The organism is Exiguobacterium sp. s163, assembly GCF_018617135.1.
In the GTDB taxonomy this organism is placed as follows: domain Bacteria; phylum Bacillota; class Bacilli; order Exiguobacteriales; family Exiguobacteriaceae; genus Exiguobacterium; species Exiguobacterium profundum.
The window spans coordinates 463,792-479,000 of the sequence record NZ_JACSJN010000001.1; the positions used below are offsets into that span (position 1 = coordinate 463,792).

A 15,209-nucleotide genomic window follows, 5' to 3' on the forward strand; every position below is an offset into this window, starting at 1 on the left:
ACCGATTAAAGAAGAAGTCCAGCCAATGTAGCTGACATCAAGTTTGCAAGCGTACCTGCAAGAATCGCGAGAACACCCATGCGTGCGATGTCACCACGACGGTTTGGCGCCATACCACCAAGACCACCGAGAAGGATCGCGAGTGACGAGATGTTTGCGAAACCACAAAGTGCGAATGCGATCATCGCTTCTGAACGAGCTGACAAATCACCAGAACCGATGATTGGAGCAAACTCAGAGAAAGCAACGAATTCGTTCAAGACTAGTTTTTGACCGAGGAAGCTACCGAATTGTACAGCATCCGCCCATGGTACACCAATCACGAATGCAAGTGGCGCGAAGACGTAACCGAGAATCAATTCGAGTGACAAGCTATCAAATCCGAAGAGTCCACCAACTGAACCGAGGATCAAGTTGACGAGCGCAATCAATGAAACGAATGCAAGAAGCATCGCACCGACGTTCAAGGCAAGGAAGAGACCGTCAGAAGCACCACGTGCCGCTGCATCGACGAAGTTCGCCGCTCTGTCTTCCTCATCTTCTACAATCTCGATGTCGTCATCGTACTCTTCTGTTTCTGGTACGATGATTTTCGCGAATAAAAGACCTGCTGGCGCTGCCATGAAGCTCGCTGCGAGCAAGTATTCGAGTGGTACACCGAGTGCTGCATAACCTGCAAGTACAGATCCGGCAACCGATGCGAGTCCACCGACCATGACTGCGAAGAGCTCAGACTGTGTCATTGTAGGAAGGTACGGCTTGATGACAAGCGGTGCTTCCGTTTGACCGACGAAAATGTTCGCTGTTGCTGAAAGTGACTCTTTACGTGACGTACCAAGTGCTTTCGCAAGGGCAGTACCGAGGATACGGATGACCCACTGCATGACGCCGAGGTAGTAAAGCAATGCGATTAATGATGACATGAAGATGATAATCGGAAGGACTTGGAATGCGAAAACGAAGTTGTCGCCACCGACTGCTGTTCCGAATACGAAGGCAATCCCGTCACCCGCTGTGTTCAAGACAGCTTGAACCCCATTTGAGATCCATTCAAGCGCCTTACGTCCCCATGCCGTATATAAGACGAGGAATGCAAATGCGAATTGAACAGCGAACGCTGCCAAGACCGTGCGCCATTTGATGGCTTTACGGTTGGTAGAGAAGATGTAAGCGATTGCAATTAGTGCCAAAATACCAACCACACTCATGATTTTCATTGATGTTGTGCTCCTTTCATATTAAACAAACCAATTATATGTGTCATACCCGAAAAGAGATGTGCCCTACCGTTTGAAACGCTTTCTTTTTATCGTTGTTAAACGTCAGACAACCTACATTCGAACCTCTTAGAATATAACATCCCTCTTTTTAAAATGCAACGGGGGAAATAAAAAAGTTTGAGGTCATCCCTCAAACTTTTTACCATGCCATCTCTTCGATTTTTTCATACACCTTCGTCACGAGCTCTTCTGGCGTCTCACCCGTCACGACTTCCCCGTCAACGAGGCAAAAGAGATCGAGGGAACAGACACCACAATAGCCTGTACAGCCGTATTCGACCACATCAAGGTCCGGATCGGATTCTAATTTAGCCCGGGCAATTTGTGAGCCCATCGCCAAATTCGAGGCACAAAATTCGATGATTGGATTCATCATATATGTCACCGTCTTTCTTTACGTGAATTATCGGAAAATGGTTCTTCTACGGCAGATTATAACATGATACAGTTGAAGAGTAACAAAGGGGGATTATTATGCGCAAATTAGTCGTCTTAGGAGGCGGTTACGGGGGAATGCGTGTGATTGAAAGAGTGCTTGGACATCAGTTACAAGACATCTCGGTCACGCTCGTCGATCGCTTGCCTTATCATGGATTGAAAACAGAGTATTACGCACTGGCCGCAGGAACGGTCTCGGACCGCGATATTCGAATCGACTTTCCGGATGAAATCGATTACATATACGGACAGGTCACGGACATCGACACCGAAGACAAAATGGTCCTGCTCGCGAGTGGAGAAAAAGTGCCCTACGACGACCTTGTCATCGGATTAGGGTGCGAAGACAAATATCACAATGTCCAAGGGGCCGCCGAGTTCACGTACAGTATTCAAACACTTGAAGAGTCACGTAAGACACAACAAGCAATCAATGGTCTACGACCAGGGTCGGTCGTTTCTGTCGTCGGTGCCGGGCTGTCCGGTGTCGAACTCGCCAGCGAACTTCGTGAGAGCCGACCTGATTTGACGGTCCGTTTATTCGACCGCGGACCATCCGTCCTGTCTTTCTTATCTAATCGTGTTTCGATGTACGTACAATCTTGGTTCGAGGAGCACGGCGTCGAAGTCATTAACAATGCCAACATCACACGTGTCGATGCTGACGGACTATGGAACCACGAAGACTTGTTCCCATCTGATTTGACCGTATGGACGGCCGGGATTCAACCGGTCGCTGTTGTACGGAACCAAGGTTGGGAGCTCGATGGAGGCGGACGTGTCAAATTGACGGAACATCACTTCGTTCCTGGACTGCCGGACGTGTTTGTCGTTGGTGACAATGCGAGCTTACCGTACGCACCGTCCGGACAACTCGCCGAAGCCCAAGCCGAACAGATTGTCCAAGTCTTGCTTTGCAAATGGAAAGGCGTCAATTATCCAGAATTACCCGACATCAAACTGAAAGGGACGCTCGGTTCCCTTGGGAAGAAGGCAGGCTTTGGGGTGTTTATGGGGAAACAATCACTCACTGGGAAAGTAGCCCGACTATTAAAATCAGGTATCCTTTGGAAACATAAAGTCATTAAATAAGCATAAAAAGAGTGGCAGTCCGGCGACTGCCACTCTTTTTATAATCGTTGCGCTGTATCCATCAACCGTGTCGAAGACGTCGCAATCTGGGTCGTGGCACGCTTGAGTTCGGCTATTGATTCCACAATCTCATCGATATCACCAGCGAGACTCCCCATCTGCCCGTCAGCATGCTCCGAATCACCCGAAATTTGGATGAAGGCATCCGTCACATCATTAATCCGTACCATCGTCTGCTTCATCTCTTGCTCGGTCGATAAGACGCGGCTCGAAGTCCCTTCCATCTGACTCGTGAGACGCTTCACCAAATCCTCCACCTCTTCCGCCGCTTGTTTCGATTGACTCGCGAGCGTTTGTACTTCTGATGCGACGACTTGGAATCCTTTCCCTTGCTCGCCAGCCCGTGCTGCTTCAATCGCGGCATTCAAGCTAAGTAGATTCGTCTGGTTGGCAATTTGTTTGACCGAATCCGCAATCGTCATGATCTCGTTCATCAATCTTTCGAGCGCCTTGATTTCCTGAGCCGAGTCGGAGAGATCACGCGCGATTTCATCGAGGCGTCCCGCCTCCGACAAAATCGTGTCTTTCCCACTCACTGAAGAGTGAAGTACCGTCCGCAGCTTCGTCTGTGTGAGTGAACTCGAATGCTTCATATCATCTGCCCGCTCGTTCATCGACTGGAAACTGGCCATAACTTCTTGGGAGAGGGCGGCCAAATCTTCACTCGCCTGCTGAATCGTCTGACCGACAAGTATTTATACAAGTTATGTTCAGCTTAGCCCGGTAGACAAAAGTTGTAAAATCTTTTTCTGAATTATAGGTAAACAAAAAAACGAACCTTGCAACCGCATGGTTCGTCCACCTGCTCACTATTCTTTATGATTAACGGATCCTTGTTTCGCTTCAATCGCCGCATACACTTTTCGTAACTGAACGACCCCTTCGTCAATCACTTCCCCATCGAGCAAGACGAGCGGGTAGAACCATTCATCGTCTTTAAGTGCCTGCGCAAACTCGTCCTCACTCTGTTCGAAATCGATATACTCGAAAGAAAAGGACTGTTCCGGATACTTGCGTCCGAGCGCACTTTGCAACCACTCATACGTCTCGGTCGAACTCGGTGCACCGACGCAGCTGGCACATTGAACTTCTGCCCCATACACTGTAATTTTCATCTTCATTCCCCCTCGAAACCATTATACAAAAATCTTCCCCACTCCCGATGATGAAACGCTCAGCGTAAATGATTGAGAAACACTCTCAAACTTGCTAGAATAAAGTAGAACGAGAAAGGGGTAGATACCATGGAAATGTTTGATCAAGTCCAAGAAGTGCTCGATAAATTGCGTCCGTTCTTGCTTCGTGACGGCGGAGACGTCGAACTCGTTGATGTTGAAGAAGGCATCGTCAAGCTCCGTTTGATGGGTGCTTGCGGCAGCTGCCCGTCTTCAACAATCACGCTAAAAGCTGGTATTGAGCGCGCGCTCATCGAAGAAGTACCAGGCATCGTCGAAGTAGAACAAGTATTCTAAGCAAAAAGGGAGACATTCGTCATCCCTTTTTTTCATGCTTCCATTCATCTAAACTCTCGACCATATAGGTCGGGAGTTTTTCTTGTTCCTGAACAAAGGCTGGACCGTGTACACCTGAGTTGACGTGAAGTGTACGGATTCCCCCGTTGATTCCGAACAGAATATCCGTATGATAGTTATCCCCTACCATCACGACATCTTCTTTCGTCAATCCAATCATGTCGAGTGCGATGTCAATCATGACCGGTTCCGGCTTCCCGATAAAGAACGGTTCTTTCTCGGTCGTCACCGTCAACACGGATGTGAGCGATCCATTCCCCGGTAAGAACCCACGTTCTGTCGGAATGGCGATATCCCCATTCGTCGAAATGAATCGGGCTCCTGAACGAATGGCGATTGCCCCTCGCGCCAACTTTTCATACGTGATGTGACGGTCTAGACCGATGACCACATAGTCTGCTTTCGGTTCGTCCGTGACGTGGAACCCACGAGATTCTAGGGCGAGGCGGAGTCCGTCTTCGCCAATCATATAAACGCTTGCCCCCGGAGACATCTTCTCAATATAAAAAGCCGTCGCCATCGCACTCGTCAAGACGTTTTCTGCCTTCACATTTGCCCCCATTGAAATCAACTTATCCGCAATCTGCTGTTGTGTCATCGAGGCGTTATTCGTGACGAATAAGTATGGGACGCCAGTCGCTTCTAACTCGTTTACAAAATCGACAGCAGCTTGAACGGGCTCTGTTCCTGCATACATCGTACCATCCAAATCAAACAAATATCCTTTTATCGGTTCCATCCAATCACTCGCTTTCTGGCAAGAATGCGGACACTGGTCCAAGTTCGACATCTAAGTAGCGACGAACTTGCGTTGAGAACGCTATGAAGTCTTGTTTCGACGTCTTCACCCATTCATCAAAGCGTGACGCGTCTGCATCGACGAACTCACGAACATAGTAAGCACGCAATCCGACGAGCGCCTTGGCGGCATTCCCCGTCTTCTCATCGAGCACGCGTTCATCGAGTAAAATGTCGACAATATCCTCATAGCTACCCGGGTCTCGCATGATGAACCCGTCAATCATCGAGTTCCCTACGTCGATGACCCCTTCCATCAAGAGGACAGCCATTCGTTGTTTCGCAAGTTCTACCGTGAACGCATCCCCGCTCAATTCTTCAGTGTGCGCTAACATCGTTTCCATTTGTTCCAGTGCCTGATTAATCTTCTCTCTATTCACAAAATACATGATGATCCCCCCTGCTGTTAATACTAATGCTTTTTCGGTCAGGAGAAAAGAATCTGTCCTATTTACATCATTTATAAAATTGTGATACACTAATCAACGGATTTAAGCCGCAAAAAGTATAACACATTTAATAGAGATAACGTGGAGGGTACAACACTATGGAACGTGAATTAGCATTAGAAATCGTACGAGCAACAGAAGCCGCAGCACTCGCATCTTCGAAATGGATCGGACGTGGGCAAAAGAATGAAGCCGATGACGCAGCGACATCAGCGATGCGCGAAGTTCTCGGAACAGTGAACATGGATGCGACGGTCGTGATTGGAGAAGGTGAACTCGATGAGGCACCGATGCTCTACATCGGGGAAAAACTCGGTACGACGTTCGGCCCGAAAGTCGACATCGCCGTTGACCCGCTTGAAGGTACATCCATTGTCGCAAAAGGACTCGGAGATGCGATGGTCGTCATCGCCGTTGCGGATGAAGGTGCCCTCCTCCACGCACCAGACATGTACATGGATAAGCTCGTCGTCGGTCCGAACCTAAAAGGAAAAGTCTCGCTCGATGAACCACTCGAGTCGATCATCGAAAAAGCAGCAAAATATAACAATAAACGCATTGAAGAAGTGACGGTGATCATGCAAGACCGCGATCGCCACGAACACCTTCGCCAAGCCGTCATGAACGTCGGCGCGCGCGTCAAACTGTTTGAGGATGGTGATGTCTCGGCCGGAATCGCAGCTGCCGTCAAATCAAATCCGATTGATATTTTCATCAGTACAGGCGGTGCCCCTGAAGGCGTCATCACAGCAGCAGCTGTCAAAGCGCTTGGTGGAGACATGCAGGCCCGACTTCACCCGATGAACGAAGAAGAATCAGCTCGCGTCATCTCGATGGGTATTGTTGATCCACTCCAACTCCTCACGCTCGACGACCTCGTCAAGAGCGATGACTGCATCTTCGCCGCAACAGGTGTCACGTCAGGTGAGTTGCTCGATGGCGTCAAGTTCTTAACGGATGATATCGTCGAGACGACGTCACTCGTCATGCGCTCGAAGACACGCACGATTCGTAAAGTCGTGGCCGAACACCACTTGTCGTTGAAGCCTTACTTACAAAAAACTGAAGTCAACGCCTAATCAAAAACGCCTTGCTCAATCACTTGAGCGAGGCGTTTGTTTCTTTAAAATCCTTGTTCTGTTCCGTGCACCGGCTCATTCGAATCAACTTGCTTGTCTCGAATCGAATCGTAGAACGTCGCGTACGTCGTCGAGAAGTAAGGTCCGATGAAGAAGAACCCGATCCCGAGCGTCAAGATCCCAACGAGGAACCAACCAAAGAAGGACAAGACGAGCATGAAGGCTTCCATCTTGTGCCCATCCATGAGACGACGTGATTCTGTGATTGACTCGAGTGCGGAAAGTTCAGGCTGATCGCGCAAAATGTACGGCGTAAGTGAATATGAGAATCCTTTGATGATTCCCGGTACGATGAGTAACAACGTCCATAACACGAGAAATACACCCATCACGAATGACGTGATGACATGTTTGAAGTAACGTGTCTGGAACGGTTTGAACATTGTCGAGAGCGATGCCCCCTTTTCACGTGATACACCGAGTGCGAGCCATGACCAACCGATGGCGAGTGGTGCAATCAAGATTTGGAGAACGGTCGACACGAAACTTAACGTGGCGTCTGTTGATGTAAGGGGCGCTGTCGAATTCGGATCAATCTCAGGCGCGAGCGATTGGGGAATCCCGTTAATAATGAAGAACAAAAGTGCCAATCCGGCCATCAACCACCATTTTCCTTTCAAGGCGTGTCGTGCATGTTGTTTCCATTCAGATCTCATAGTAATCCATCCTTTTTCGTAGTCTTTCTATTAGTGTACGTGAAAAGGTGACCATACGTTTCAAAAAAACATAAAAAAAGGGAAAGGAATTTTTCCTTTCCGCTTAGCGAATCATCACATTGCCTAAAAAGAACTGAGACATGGACAAGATCAACAACAGCACCCCGAGTGATAACACAAGGTGAGATGTGACTTTGAAGACACGGCCTCGCAAGAACGAATGGCCATATTCAAAGCGACGGATGATCAACACATGAACGAGTTCAAATAGAATGACTGCCGCCGTAAAATAAAAGGTCATCATGATATGGAAACCAAAAAAGAACATGGCCAATATCCCGAGTCCGAAGTTATGAATTCGATTATGGACGTCATCCCGATCCCCGACGGTCGTTTGTACATGTTGCATCCAAATCACCTCACTATCAAAACCAAAAAACGACGAAACTATCCTTAATGACAATTTATCACATTTTTCCAACCTCAAAACCGGAAGTCACGACTTTTTACCTAAACGAAATATTTGGAAATCAAATGTAATAAAAAAAGTGCTGACGGCTCAGCACTTCACACTTTTGATTCATCGGTCTTGTTAAACTTACGCTTCAACTTCAGTTTTTGCTTCGTTCCCCCAAAGACGGGTCCACTCTCTTCTTCGTTGATTTCCGTTTCTTTTTTCAAAACGAAATAAGGACATCCAAAGTTGCAATATTCGTATACGTAGTCCAGCACGTGATCAATTCGGTTCTCATAGGTCGCCAATTTAGATTGCGGTTCATAGAATCCCTTCAATCGCAACTGACCATGCCCCCAATCACCGACGATGTAATCGTACTTATCTAGCACGTCACTATAGCGTGCGATAAACGCCTCTTCATCGAACCCGTCCCGTTTTTCTTCCAAGACGGTATATCCGTGGCGATTCACTCGAATCATCGCTCCCACCTCCACTCTGTTATCATAGCATGCCCCCGTCGATGCGCTCTATCCTTTTCGAATCACTTCATGACGGGCGACGATTGTTTCTCGTAATACATCTCGCAGAAGTTCGGGCATGAAATATCGCTTCGGTTGGTCTGCCAAATAAGGAAGAAGCGGACCGAATGTCAACATATCGACCGTTGCGACACGATATGTCCGATTTAAATCCAATCGTTCCCCCATCACATAAGTCTGACCGTCACGTTGTTCGATTTGATAGAGACACGGTTCTCCGAGAACGGTCCCTCTGAACCCGAGACCTCTGATATGCATATTCGTGAACGTTTCTTCATTAGTATCGTGAAGGAAACGCGCCAACGTCTCCCCGTCCAATGTCAGCACACAAGGGTTGATTGGATGCGGACAGATCCGATGCAACATGTTGAGCGTCACCCCACCCGGTGCAAGGCCTTCTAGCACAACCCCAGATGGGATGATCCCCACATCCGCCGCACACCATTCGACCATGCCTTCAACGAGCAGGTCACCAAGTGGAGAAGGTCCGAACCAATCGGAGGCGTATCCATCCGTCTCTGCAATCGTGACATCAAGAAGGCGTTCGGCATCTGCCCCTTCTGTGCGCAACAAAGCCAACGTGTCTGGACTATCCGATTGCTGAGACAGTTCGTGAAGGCGCGCTTCTTTCGATACGATTCCTGACTCGCCAAGCGTCAGTGTGACTTCACCGACGTACTTCCCATATTTTCCGGCCTGTGCAATCAACACACCGTTCGTTATCACGCCTTCATCTAAGACATGATGTGTATGCGCACCGAGAATCACATCGATTTCAGGAAACATTTCAGCTAATCGCTCGTCTCCAAAGAACCCAAGGTGACTGAGCGCGATGATGACATCACAATGCGCCAACTGTTTCAACGCTCGCTCCGCCGCATCGTAAGGCGATTCAATCTGCCAGCCAAGCTCTGGGTATAACTCTTCATATGGAGCGGTCACACCAAACAGGCCGATCTGGAAACCATCTTTCTCAAGAACGAGCGTCTCATCGACCCAATTCGGTCGTGACCCGTCTGCTTCATATACATTCCCAAGTAAGATGGGAAATGTCGCTTCGTCATACAGTTCGGCCAGCCAATCATGAGGAAAGGTAATCCCTTCGTTGTTCCCGATGGTGACGGCTGTCGGACGAAGTCGCTCGAGCAAACGAACATTCAACTTCCCACGTGTCACTTCCGTCGCCGGATGGGTACGGTCGGCATGATCCCCTAAATCAAAGTACAGCGTGTCGTCCGTCCGATGTTCTTCTAGAAATGAAACAAGTTTCGGCCATTGGTCGAACTTTGAATGAAGATCGTTGTAATGAAAAATAGTCAGTGTCGTCATGGCCATCCCTTCCTTCTAAAACAAACTGATTTGTCTCGGTGCGAGTTCATACTCGAGGCCAAGGATCTCAATGAGTCGCTTCGCATTCGGTGCCGCATCCCCGGCCGAGTTGTTGTTAAAGTATACATACACATCTTTCGCTTCACGGTCAATCTCACGAAGTGAGGTCGCCAATTCTTGCAATTCTTCCTCGCTATACCGGTACAGACAGCGAACATGCCGCCATTCTTGACTCGTCATTCCAGGTTTTTTGAGCCATCCTGACGTATTGCGTCCATGCAATCGAACGACCGCAACATCAGGATGTGTCACGACCGGTACGAACGGGATGCTGCTCTCTTTCGTTTGCGGTTCATCGCAAATCGTGTTGATGAACCGCTGCTCCTTCAAAAATTGAAGCGTCCGGTCCCGGAACGCTTCTGAGAACCAGGTCGGATTGCGAAACTCGATGGCAATCTCGTAATCTGACAGCTCGGCACGAAGCGTTCTCAAATAATCCAGGTGTGGCTTTGACACATCGAACCACGGCGGCAATTGAACGAGCACAGCCCTTAATTTCCCCGCTCGTTTTAACGGATCGACCGAGACGCGATAACGCTCAAACAGTTCAATCAAAGGCGTTTTCGGCTCACGATCATGTCCGCTCATTTCCCTGGAAACTTTCACAACGAATTGAAAATGATCCGGTGTTTCCCCATCCCATTTTTCGAAATTTTTCACCGGTTGAATCGCATAGAAGGTCGAGTCGACTTCAACAGTCGGAAAATGTCCCGCATATGTCGATAATTTATGTTTTCGTTCTTCTGGGGTCGTATACAGCAAATCGTGGTCACCCCATCCGGTCACACCTACATAGATCATAGCGTCCTCCTTTACGATTCTGAAATGGCGGCCGCTTTCCGTTTCGACCAGTTCCATGTGCCCATGTATGTGACGAGCAATAGGACGAGTCCCATCATGAACGGATAGCGCATATCAATATCAAAGGCGATTCCCGCCAATGTCGGCCCTAAAATATTCCCAATACTCATATAAGCGTTGTTCATCCCCATGGCAAGACCTTGCTCGTTTCCTGCAAGTTTCGACACGAGCGTGTTCAACACCGGTCGTAAAATAGATGTCGATAAGAAAATCACGAGTGTCACTGCGAAGAAGAGCATATACGTACCAGCGAACAAAGATAACAAGAAGCCGAATGAGGCGAGCGCGATGAAAGCAAGTACGACCTTGGTCTCACCCAACCATTCGACGAGACGGTCCACCGCAAACAATTGAACGATAACACTCACAATCCCTGTTCCGGTTACCATGATGGCAATTTCCTGTGGTGTCGCACTGAACATCTCGCTGACATAGAGTCCGAGTACCGATTCATACGCCATCAGACCAAACGCCATGACGAGGTTGATGACCAATACGAAGAAGTATGGTTTTCGCGTCGACATGACCAGCTGTGTCGGTAAAGATTCTTTTATTTTTGGTGCCACGTACGGAGCACGGTCCGGCTCCTTAAGAAGGAGTACAGACGAAATGACAGCGACGAACGATACAATCGCTGAAACGAGCAACGGTGTCTTCAAGCCGAATTCAGCAAAAAAGCCCCCAATCCCTGGTCCGACCACAATTCCAAGCGACATTGCCGCGGAAATATAACTGTTCCCTCGAGCTCGTTGCTCGAGTGTCGTGATATCTGCCACATAAGCGAAGATGGCAGGAATCAAAAGCGCTGCACCAACACCCCCGATGGCACGAGAGATGAGAAGAATCGTCAAATTATCTGATAGATAGAAGACTCCCATCGAGATGGTGAATCCAATCAGACCGAGAATGATCATGAGTCGGCGCCCGTAGACGTCTGCCCATTTCCCGGCAATCGGTGACATGACGAGCTGGGCACCCGCAAATACGGAAATCATGAGTCCGGCGGCTGTCCCTCCCTCGCCAATCATCTTTAAGTAATCCGGAATAATCGGGATGATAATCCCAAACCCGGCGACGGCGATAAACATGTTCAACATGAGAATCGCCAATTGATTTTTTTGTTTTGTCGTCAACGCATGTCACTCCCTTTTCATCTTTCCATTTTACTGTTTGAGTTCACATCCAGGCAAACAATTAAGACAGAAAAAACCCATCCTTGACCAAAGGATGGGCGAGACTTATGAGATGCGTGATTGAGCGAGTGATTCTTGTGACGTTCCCTTCGGAAGAAGAAGCGTGATCGCATAGACGATCATCGTCGGAACTGCCCAGGCAAGTCCGATATCCGCCATTGGTAAGTTTCCAATCCAAGAAGTAACCGCAGAAGGCTGGATGCCGTTCCACGTTTCAAAGAACGAGAGAACGAGCGCCGTATAAATTGTCGCTTTCATCGCCACACCAGGGTTTCGTTGAAGACGTTCCGTCACCGATACGAGCACGAGTGCGATCATGACCGGATAGAGGAGCGTGAGAAGCGGCACGGCGATTTGAATCAACGAACTCAAACCGACGAGTGAGATCATGAATCCAAACAACGTTGTCGCGATGACGACATGATGATATTTGAGAGAATCAAACTGGTTGCTGATGAAGCGTGAGAACTCTGAGATGAGGCCAACTGCTGTCGTCAAACAAGCGAGGAAGACCGCTAATCCGAGTGCGAGCATTCCGACTTGTCCGTAAGACGTACCTGCGAACGCTTGGAGAAGGCTTGCGCCACTCGTCGTTCCTTCTGCGACTGTCATATTCGCACCGATTGAAGCGAGCGAGATATAGACGAGCATCAAACAGGTAACGGCCACCATGCCTGCAGAGCGAAGAAGCGAAGACGCTTCTTTTTGGTCACTCAATCCATTAGCTTTCAACGTGACGAGGACAATTGCCCCAAAGACGAGGGCCCCGAATACATCCATTGTCAAATAGCCTTGTTGGAAACCTTGGCCGAGTGCACCCACCCATGTCTCAAATCCTTCCGCTGGAGCTCCCGGTTCCCCGAGAGGCGAGATGAGGTTTGTGATTCCAATCGCTACAAGCAAGAACAAGAGGATTGGTGTGATGATGCGCCCGATGACTTCAATCAACTTTTGAGCACGAAGCGTCAAGAAGAACGTCAACCCGAAAAAGACGGTCGAACTCATCGCGAGTGTCAAAGTAGAGGGAGCATCGAGAAACGGGACGAGTCCCATTTCATACGTGACGGCAGCCGTACGCGGAATTCCGAAGAATGGTCCGATGGCTACATACATCAATCCTGTCAAGATAAGCGCGAGACGCTTTGGAATATAACGAGCAATTTGGTCTGTCCCACCGCCGACCCGAGCGACTGCGAACAAAGCAAGAAGCGGTAAACCGACACCCGTAATGACGAACCCGATCATCGCCGGTACGAGGTTTTCCCCCGCCAAGGCGCCGAGCTCTGGTGGGAACAGTAAGTTCCCGGCCCCAAAGAATAAAGCAAAAATCGTAAACGCTAACGGGAACAATGTCGATTTTTTCATACAACTACCTCCATACACTTGATATTCCGAACGACTTAACAAAAAAATAATAACTAAATTTTCTGACAATATATCGCTTGGTCTATTTCATTATACACACTTCCTATCGTTTGACCACCCTATCTCCAAAATTCGAGGTTTAATTTTTTGAAATGTAGATTTTACAAAAAAATCTCCCTTTCATATGCAGGGAGATGTAAGCGGTTAATAGCGTATGTCGAACGAGCGAAATTCCTGATCGTTCGCTTCCGTCTCTTCGATTCGTTCGACACCGACAAAGCGATTGCCATCTTTCAACGCCTGCTGGAAAGCATCTACCTCATTCGCCGTTCCTTCGACATGAAGTTCGACTGTCCCGTCACTTAGATTGCGCACCCATCCTTTGATGCCGAATCGTTGCGCGGTCTCCTGTGAAAAATATCGAAATCCGACACCTTGGACGCGTCCAGATACAATCAAACGTTTAGCAACTCTCATTCTATTTTCCTCCTTTATTTTGTCAAAGATGTTTAGAGGCCCTTACTTTAGGAAACAGTATTTAAGTAAAATAATGGAATTGGAGTGGTTATATGAATGAATTTATTACTCTTGTCACGAACGTTTCCGACTGGCTTTGGGGCGTACCGATCATCTCGTTACTCGTCTTGTCCGGTATCTTCCTCACTATCAAGCTCGGTTTCTTTCAGTTTCGTTACCCCATCTACATATTCAAGCAAACATTCGGCAGCATTTTCAAAAAGCCGAAAGGTGAAGGCGACATCAGTCCGAGACAAGCGTTGACGTCAGCCCTCTCTTCAACAGTCGGGGCCGCGAACATCATCGGTGTACCTGCAGCGATTATGTTCGGGGGACCGGGTGCCATCTTCTGGATGTGGGTCATCGCTATCATCGGCATGGCCATCAAGTTCTCAGAGAGCGTACTGGCCGTGCACTATCGTGAGAAGAATGATGCCGGCGAATTTGTCGGGGGACCGGTCTACTACATATCAAAAGGACTTCGTTGGAAGTGGCTCGCGACGTGGTTCGCCTTCGCCCTCATGATCGAACTCATTCCGAGTATCATGGTACAAGGAAACGCTGTCAGCTCGGCAGTCCGTGAGACGTTCAATGGGAACACGCTCATCACGGGGATTGTCGTCGCTATTCTTGTGGGCATCATAGTCTTTGGTGGACTGAAGCGCATCGCGAAAGTCACCGAGATCGTCGTCCCTGGCATGGCACTCGTCTATGTCGGAGCCGGACTCGTCATCGTCTTGATGAACTTCTCTGAGATTCCAAACGTTCTCAGTCTCATCTTCTCGTATGCATTCGAGCCGATGGCCGCGTTCGGTGGGTTTGCCGGTGCCGCCGTTGCTGAGACGATTCGTTGGGGCTTCGCCCGTGGACTCTATTCAAATGAAGCCGGTCTTGGAACGGCACCGATTGCCCACGCCGCGGCACAGACGGACCATCCGGTGCGCCAAGGGTTCTGGGCCGTCATCGGGATCGTCATCGATACGCTCATCATTTGTAGCACGACCGCATTCGTCGTCTTGTCTTCAGGTGTCTGGACGGCAGACGGAGCGATGGATGACCCAGCAGCGTTGACGACGATTGCTTTCAATGAATACTTCGGTTACACGGGAAGCTTACTCGTCACCATCTCACTCATCTTCTTCGTCCTCTCGACCATTATCGTCATCATCTTTTACGGCTCGCGACAAGCCGAGTACTTATTCGGTTTGACGGCAGGAAAAATCATGAAGGCCGTTTATATCGTCTCGATTGTCATCGGTTCGATTGGAGGCGCTCAGATGATTTGGAACTTCCTAGACTTGATGCTAGCGATGATCCTCATCCCGAATATGATTGCCGTCTTGCTTCTAAGTGGTGAAGTGAAACGATTGACAACCGAGTTCTTCACATCCGAGAAGTATTACAAGAAAGATATCGCCGAAGAAGAGGCGTCTTAACCAACAATC

Annotated in this window: 18 protein-coding genes; 4 read left to right on the forward strand and 14 right to left on the reverse strand. The window is 48.7% G+C overall.

Features of this window, described 5'->3' with window-relative positions:
- Positions 1–5 precede the first annotated feature (5 nt).
- The gene (locus KNO71_RS02385; protein ID WP_078147251.1) at positions 6–1,217 is read right to left on the reverse strand and encodes a NupC/NupG family nucleoside CNT transporter; all 1,212 of its coding nucleotides are present in this window, start codon (positions 1,215–1,217) and stop codon (positions 6–8) included.
- A 202-nt stretch (positions 1,218–1,419) separates the two neighbouring features.
- Positions 1,420–1,656, reverse strand: a complete 237-nt coding sequence (locus tag KNO71_RS02390; protein WP_012726828.1) for a YuzB family protein — start codon at positions 1,654–1,656, stop codon at positions 1,420–1,422.
- Positions 1,657–1,754: 98 nt separating this feature from the next.
- Here KNO71_RS02390 and KNO71_RS02395 point away from each other — a divergent pair, with 98 nt between their 5' ends.
- Positions 1,755–2,810, forward strand: a complete 1,056-nt coding sequence (locus KNO71_RS02395) for an NAD(P)/FAD-dependent oxidoreductase (protein ID WP_012726829.1) — start codon at positions 1,755–1,757, stop codon at positions 2,808–2,810.
- A gap of 38 nt (positions 2,811–2,848) precedes the next feature.
- On the opposite strand, the gene KNO71_RS02400 is transcribed toward KNO71_RS02395, so the two are convergent.
- Positions 2,849–3,526, reverse strand: coding sequence for a methyl-accepting chemotaxis protein (locus tag KNO71_RS02400; RefSeq protein WP_214687068.1), 678 nt, complete (start codon positions 3,524–3,526; stop codon positions 2,849–2,851).
- A 153-nt stretch (positions 3,527–3,679) separates the two neighbouring features.
- A complete protein-coding gene (locus KNO71_RS02405) occupies positions 3,680–3,985 on the reverse strand; it encodes a YuzD family protein (RefSeq protein WP_012726832.1) in 306 nt (101 codons plus the stop codon).
- A 129-nt stretch (positions 3,986–4,114) separates the two neighbouring features.
- Between KNO71_RS02405 and KNO71_RS02410 the strand changes: the two genes are divergently transcribed.
- Positions 4,115–4,342, forward strand: coding sequence for a NifU family protein (locus KNO71_RS02410; RefSeq protein ID WP_012726833.1), 228 nt, complete (start codon positions 4,115–4,117; stop codon positions 4,340–4,342).
- Between the two features lie 19 nt (positions 4,343–4,361).
- Here the strand turns inward: KNO71_RS02410 and KNO71_RS02415 are convergent, their stop codons facing one another.
- Together KNO71_RS02415 and KNO71_RS02420 are read right to left on the reverse strand one after the other, a co-directional pair.
- Positions 4,362–5,141 carry a TIGR01457 family HAD-type hydrolase gene (locus tag KNO71_RS02415; protein ID WP_214687070.1) on the reverse strand — a complete coding sequence of 260 codons (780 nt, stop codon included), beginning with the start codon at positions 5,139–5,141 and terminating at the stop codon, positions 4,362–4,364.
- 4 nt (positions 5,142–5,145) lie between these two features.
- A complete protein-coding gene (locus KNO71_RS02420; RefSeq protein ID WP_214687072.1) occupies positions 5,146–5,589 on the reverse strand; it encodes a DUF86 domain-containing protein in 444 nt (147 codons plus the stop codon).
- A gap of 158 nt (positions 5,590–5,747) precedes the next feature.
- Here KNO71_RS02420 and glpX point away from each other — a divergent pair, with 158 nt between their 5' ends.
- Positions 5,748–6,728: a class II fructose-bisphosphatase gene (gene glpX, locus KNO71_RS02425; RefSeq protein WP_214687074.1), complete on the forward strand. Its 981-nt coding sequence runs from the start codon at positions 5,748–5,750 to the stop codon at positions 6,726–6,728.
- A 44-nt stretch (positions 6,729–6,772) separates the two neighbouring features.
- Here glpX and KNO71_RS02430 read toward each other — a convergent pair whose 3' ends face one another.
- From KNO71_RS02430 to KNO71_RS02465, 8 genes are all read right to left on the reverse strand, one after another.
- Positions 6,773–7,444: a DUF975 family protein gene (locus KNO71_RS02430; protein ID WP_214687076.1), complete on the reverse strand. Its 672-nt coding sequence runs from the start codon at positions 7,442–7,444 to the stop codon at positions 6,773–6,775.
- A 103-nt stretch (positions 7,445–7,547) separates the two neighbouring features.
- Positions 7,548–7,853 (reverse strand): hypothetical protein, encoded by a 306-nt coding sequence (locus KNO71_RS02435; RefSeq protein ID WP_078147262.1) that lies wholly within the window; start codon positions 7,851–7,853, stop codon positions 7,548–7,550.
- 158 nt (positions 7,854–8,011) lie between these two features.
- A complete protein-coding gene (locus tag KNO71_RS02440) occupies positions 8,012–8,380 on the reverse strand; it encodes a YutD family protein (protein WP_214683911.1) in 369 nt (122 codons plus the stop codon).
- 48 nt (positions 8,381–8,428) lie between these two features.
- Complete coding sequence (locus KNO71_RS02445; RefSeq protein ID WP_251031924.1) at positions 8,429–9,769, reverse strand: bifunctional metallophosphatase/5'-nucleotidase; 1,341 nt, start codon at positions 9,767–9,769, stop codon at positions 8,429–8,431.
- A gap of 15 nt (positions 9,770–9,784) precedes the next feature.
- On the reverse strand, positions 9,785–10,630 hold the full coding sequence (locus tag KNO71_RS02450; protein ID WP_047795123.1) for a DUF72 domain-containing protein: 846 nt from the start codon (positions 10,628–10,630) through the stop codon (positions 9,785–9,787).
- Positions 10,631–10,641: 11 nt separating this feature from the next.
- A complete protein-coding gene (locus tag KNO71_RS02455) occupies positions 10,642–11,823 on the reverse strand; it encodes an MFS transporter (protein WP_078147265.1) in 1,182 nt (393 codons plus the stop codon).
- Positions 11,824–11,928: 105 nt separating this feature from the next.
- Complete coding sequence (gene brnQ, locus KNO71_RS02460) at positions 11,929–13,248, reverse strand: branched-chain amino acid transport system II carrier protein (RefSeq protein ID WP_214683908.1); 1,320 nt, start codon at positions 13,246–13,248, stop codon at positions 11,929–11,931.
- A 204-nt stretch (positions 13,249–13,452) separates the two neighbouring features.
- Positions 13,453–13,725, reverse strand: a complete 273-nt coding sequence (locus KNO71_RS02465) for an acylphosphatase (protein WP_214683906.1) — start codon at positions 13,723–13,725, stop codon at positions 13,453–13,455.
- A 92-nt stretch (positions 13,726–13,817) separates the two neighbouring features.
- Here KNO71_RS02465 and KNO71_RS02470 point away from each other — a divergent pair, with 92 nt between their 5' ends.
- A complete protein-coding gene (locus tag KNO71_RS02470) occupies positions 13,818–15,200 on the forward strand; it encodes an alanine/glycine:cation symporter family protein (protein ID WP_159562598.1) in 1,383 nt (460 codons plus the stop codon).
- Positions 15,201–15,209 lie beyond the last annotated feature (9 nt).

Bases quoted from the DNA above. Each gene is read 5' to 3' on its own strand.
- KNO71_RS02445 (WP_251031924.1), bottom strand. From the start codon at position 9,769: ATGACGACACTGACTATTTTTCATTACAACGATCTTCATTCAAAGTTC.
- KNO71_RS02395 (WP_012726829.1), top strand. From the start codon at position 1,755: ATGCGCAAATTAGTCGTCTTAGGAGGCGGTTACGGGGGAATGCGTGTG.
- KNO71_RS02435 (WP_078147262.1), bottom strand. From the start codon at position 7,853: ATGCAACATGTACAAACGACCGTCGGGGATCGGGATGACGTCCATAAT.
- KNO71_RS02405 (WP_012726832.1), bottom strand. From the start codon at position 3,985: ATGAAAATTACAGTGTATGGGGCAGAAGTTCAATGTGCCAGCTGCGTC.
- KNO71_RS02450 (WP_047795123.1), bottom strand. From the start codon at position 10,630: ATGATCTATGTAGGTGTGACCGGATGGGGTGACCACGATTTGCTGTAT.
- brnQ (WP_214683908.1), bottom strand. From the start codon at position 13,248: ATGAAAAAATCGACATTGTTCCCGTTAGCGTTTACGATTTTTGCTTTA.
- KNO71_RS02440 (WP_214683911.1), bottom strand. From the start codon at position 8,380: ATGATTCGAGTGAATCGCCACGGATATACCGTCTTGGAAGAAAAACGG.
- KNO71_RS02430 (WP_214687076.1), bottom strand. From the start codon at position 7,444: ATGAGATCTGAATGGAAACAACATGCACGACACGCCTTGAAAGGAAAA.
- KNO71_RS02410 (WP_012726833.1), top strand. From the start codon at position 4,115: ATGGAAATGTTTGATCAAGTCCAAGAAGTGCTCGATAAATTGCGTCCG.
- KNO71_RS02420 (WP_214687072.1), bottom strand. From the start codon at position 5,589: ATGTATTTTGTGAATAGAGAGAAGATTAATCAGGCACTGGAACAAATG.
- KNO71_RS02465 (WP_214683906.1), bottom strand. From the start codon at position 13,725: ATGAGAGTTGCTAAACGTTTGATTGTATCTGGACGCGTCCAAGGTGTC.
- KNO71_RS02390 (WP_012726828.1), bottom strand. From the start codon at position 1,656: ATGATGAATCCAATCATCGAATTTTGTGCCTCGAATTTGGCGATGGGC.
- KNO71_RS02470 (WP_159562598.1), top strand. From the start codon at position 13,818: ATGAATGAATTTATTACTCTTGTCACGAACGTTTCCGACTGGCTTTGG.
- KNO71_RS02385 (WP_078147251.1), bottom strand. From the start codon at position 1,217: ATGAAAATCATGAGTGTGGTTGGTATTTTGGCACTAATTGCAATCGCT.
- glpX (WP_214687074.1), top strand. From the start codon at position 5,748: ATGGAACGTGAATTAGCATTAGAAATCGTACGAGCAACAGAAGCCGCA.
- KNO71_RS02415 (WP_214687070.1), bottom strand. From the start codon at position 5,141: ATGGAACCGATAAAAGGATATTTGTTTGATTTGGATGGTACGATGTAT.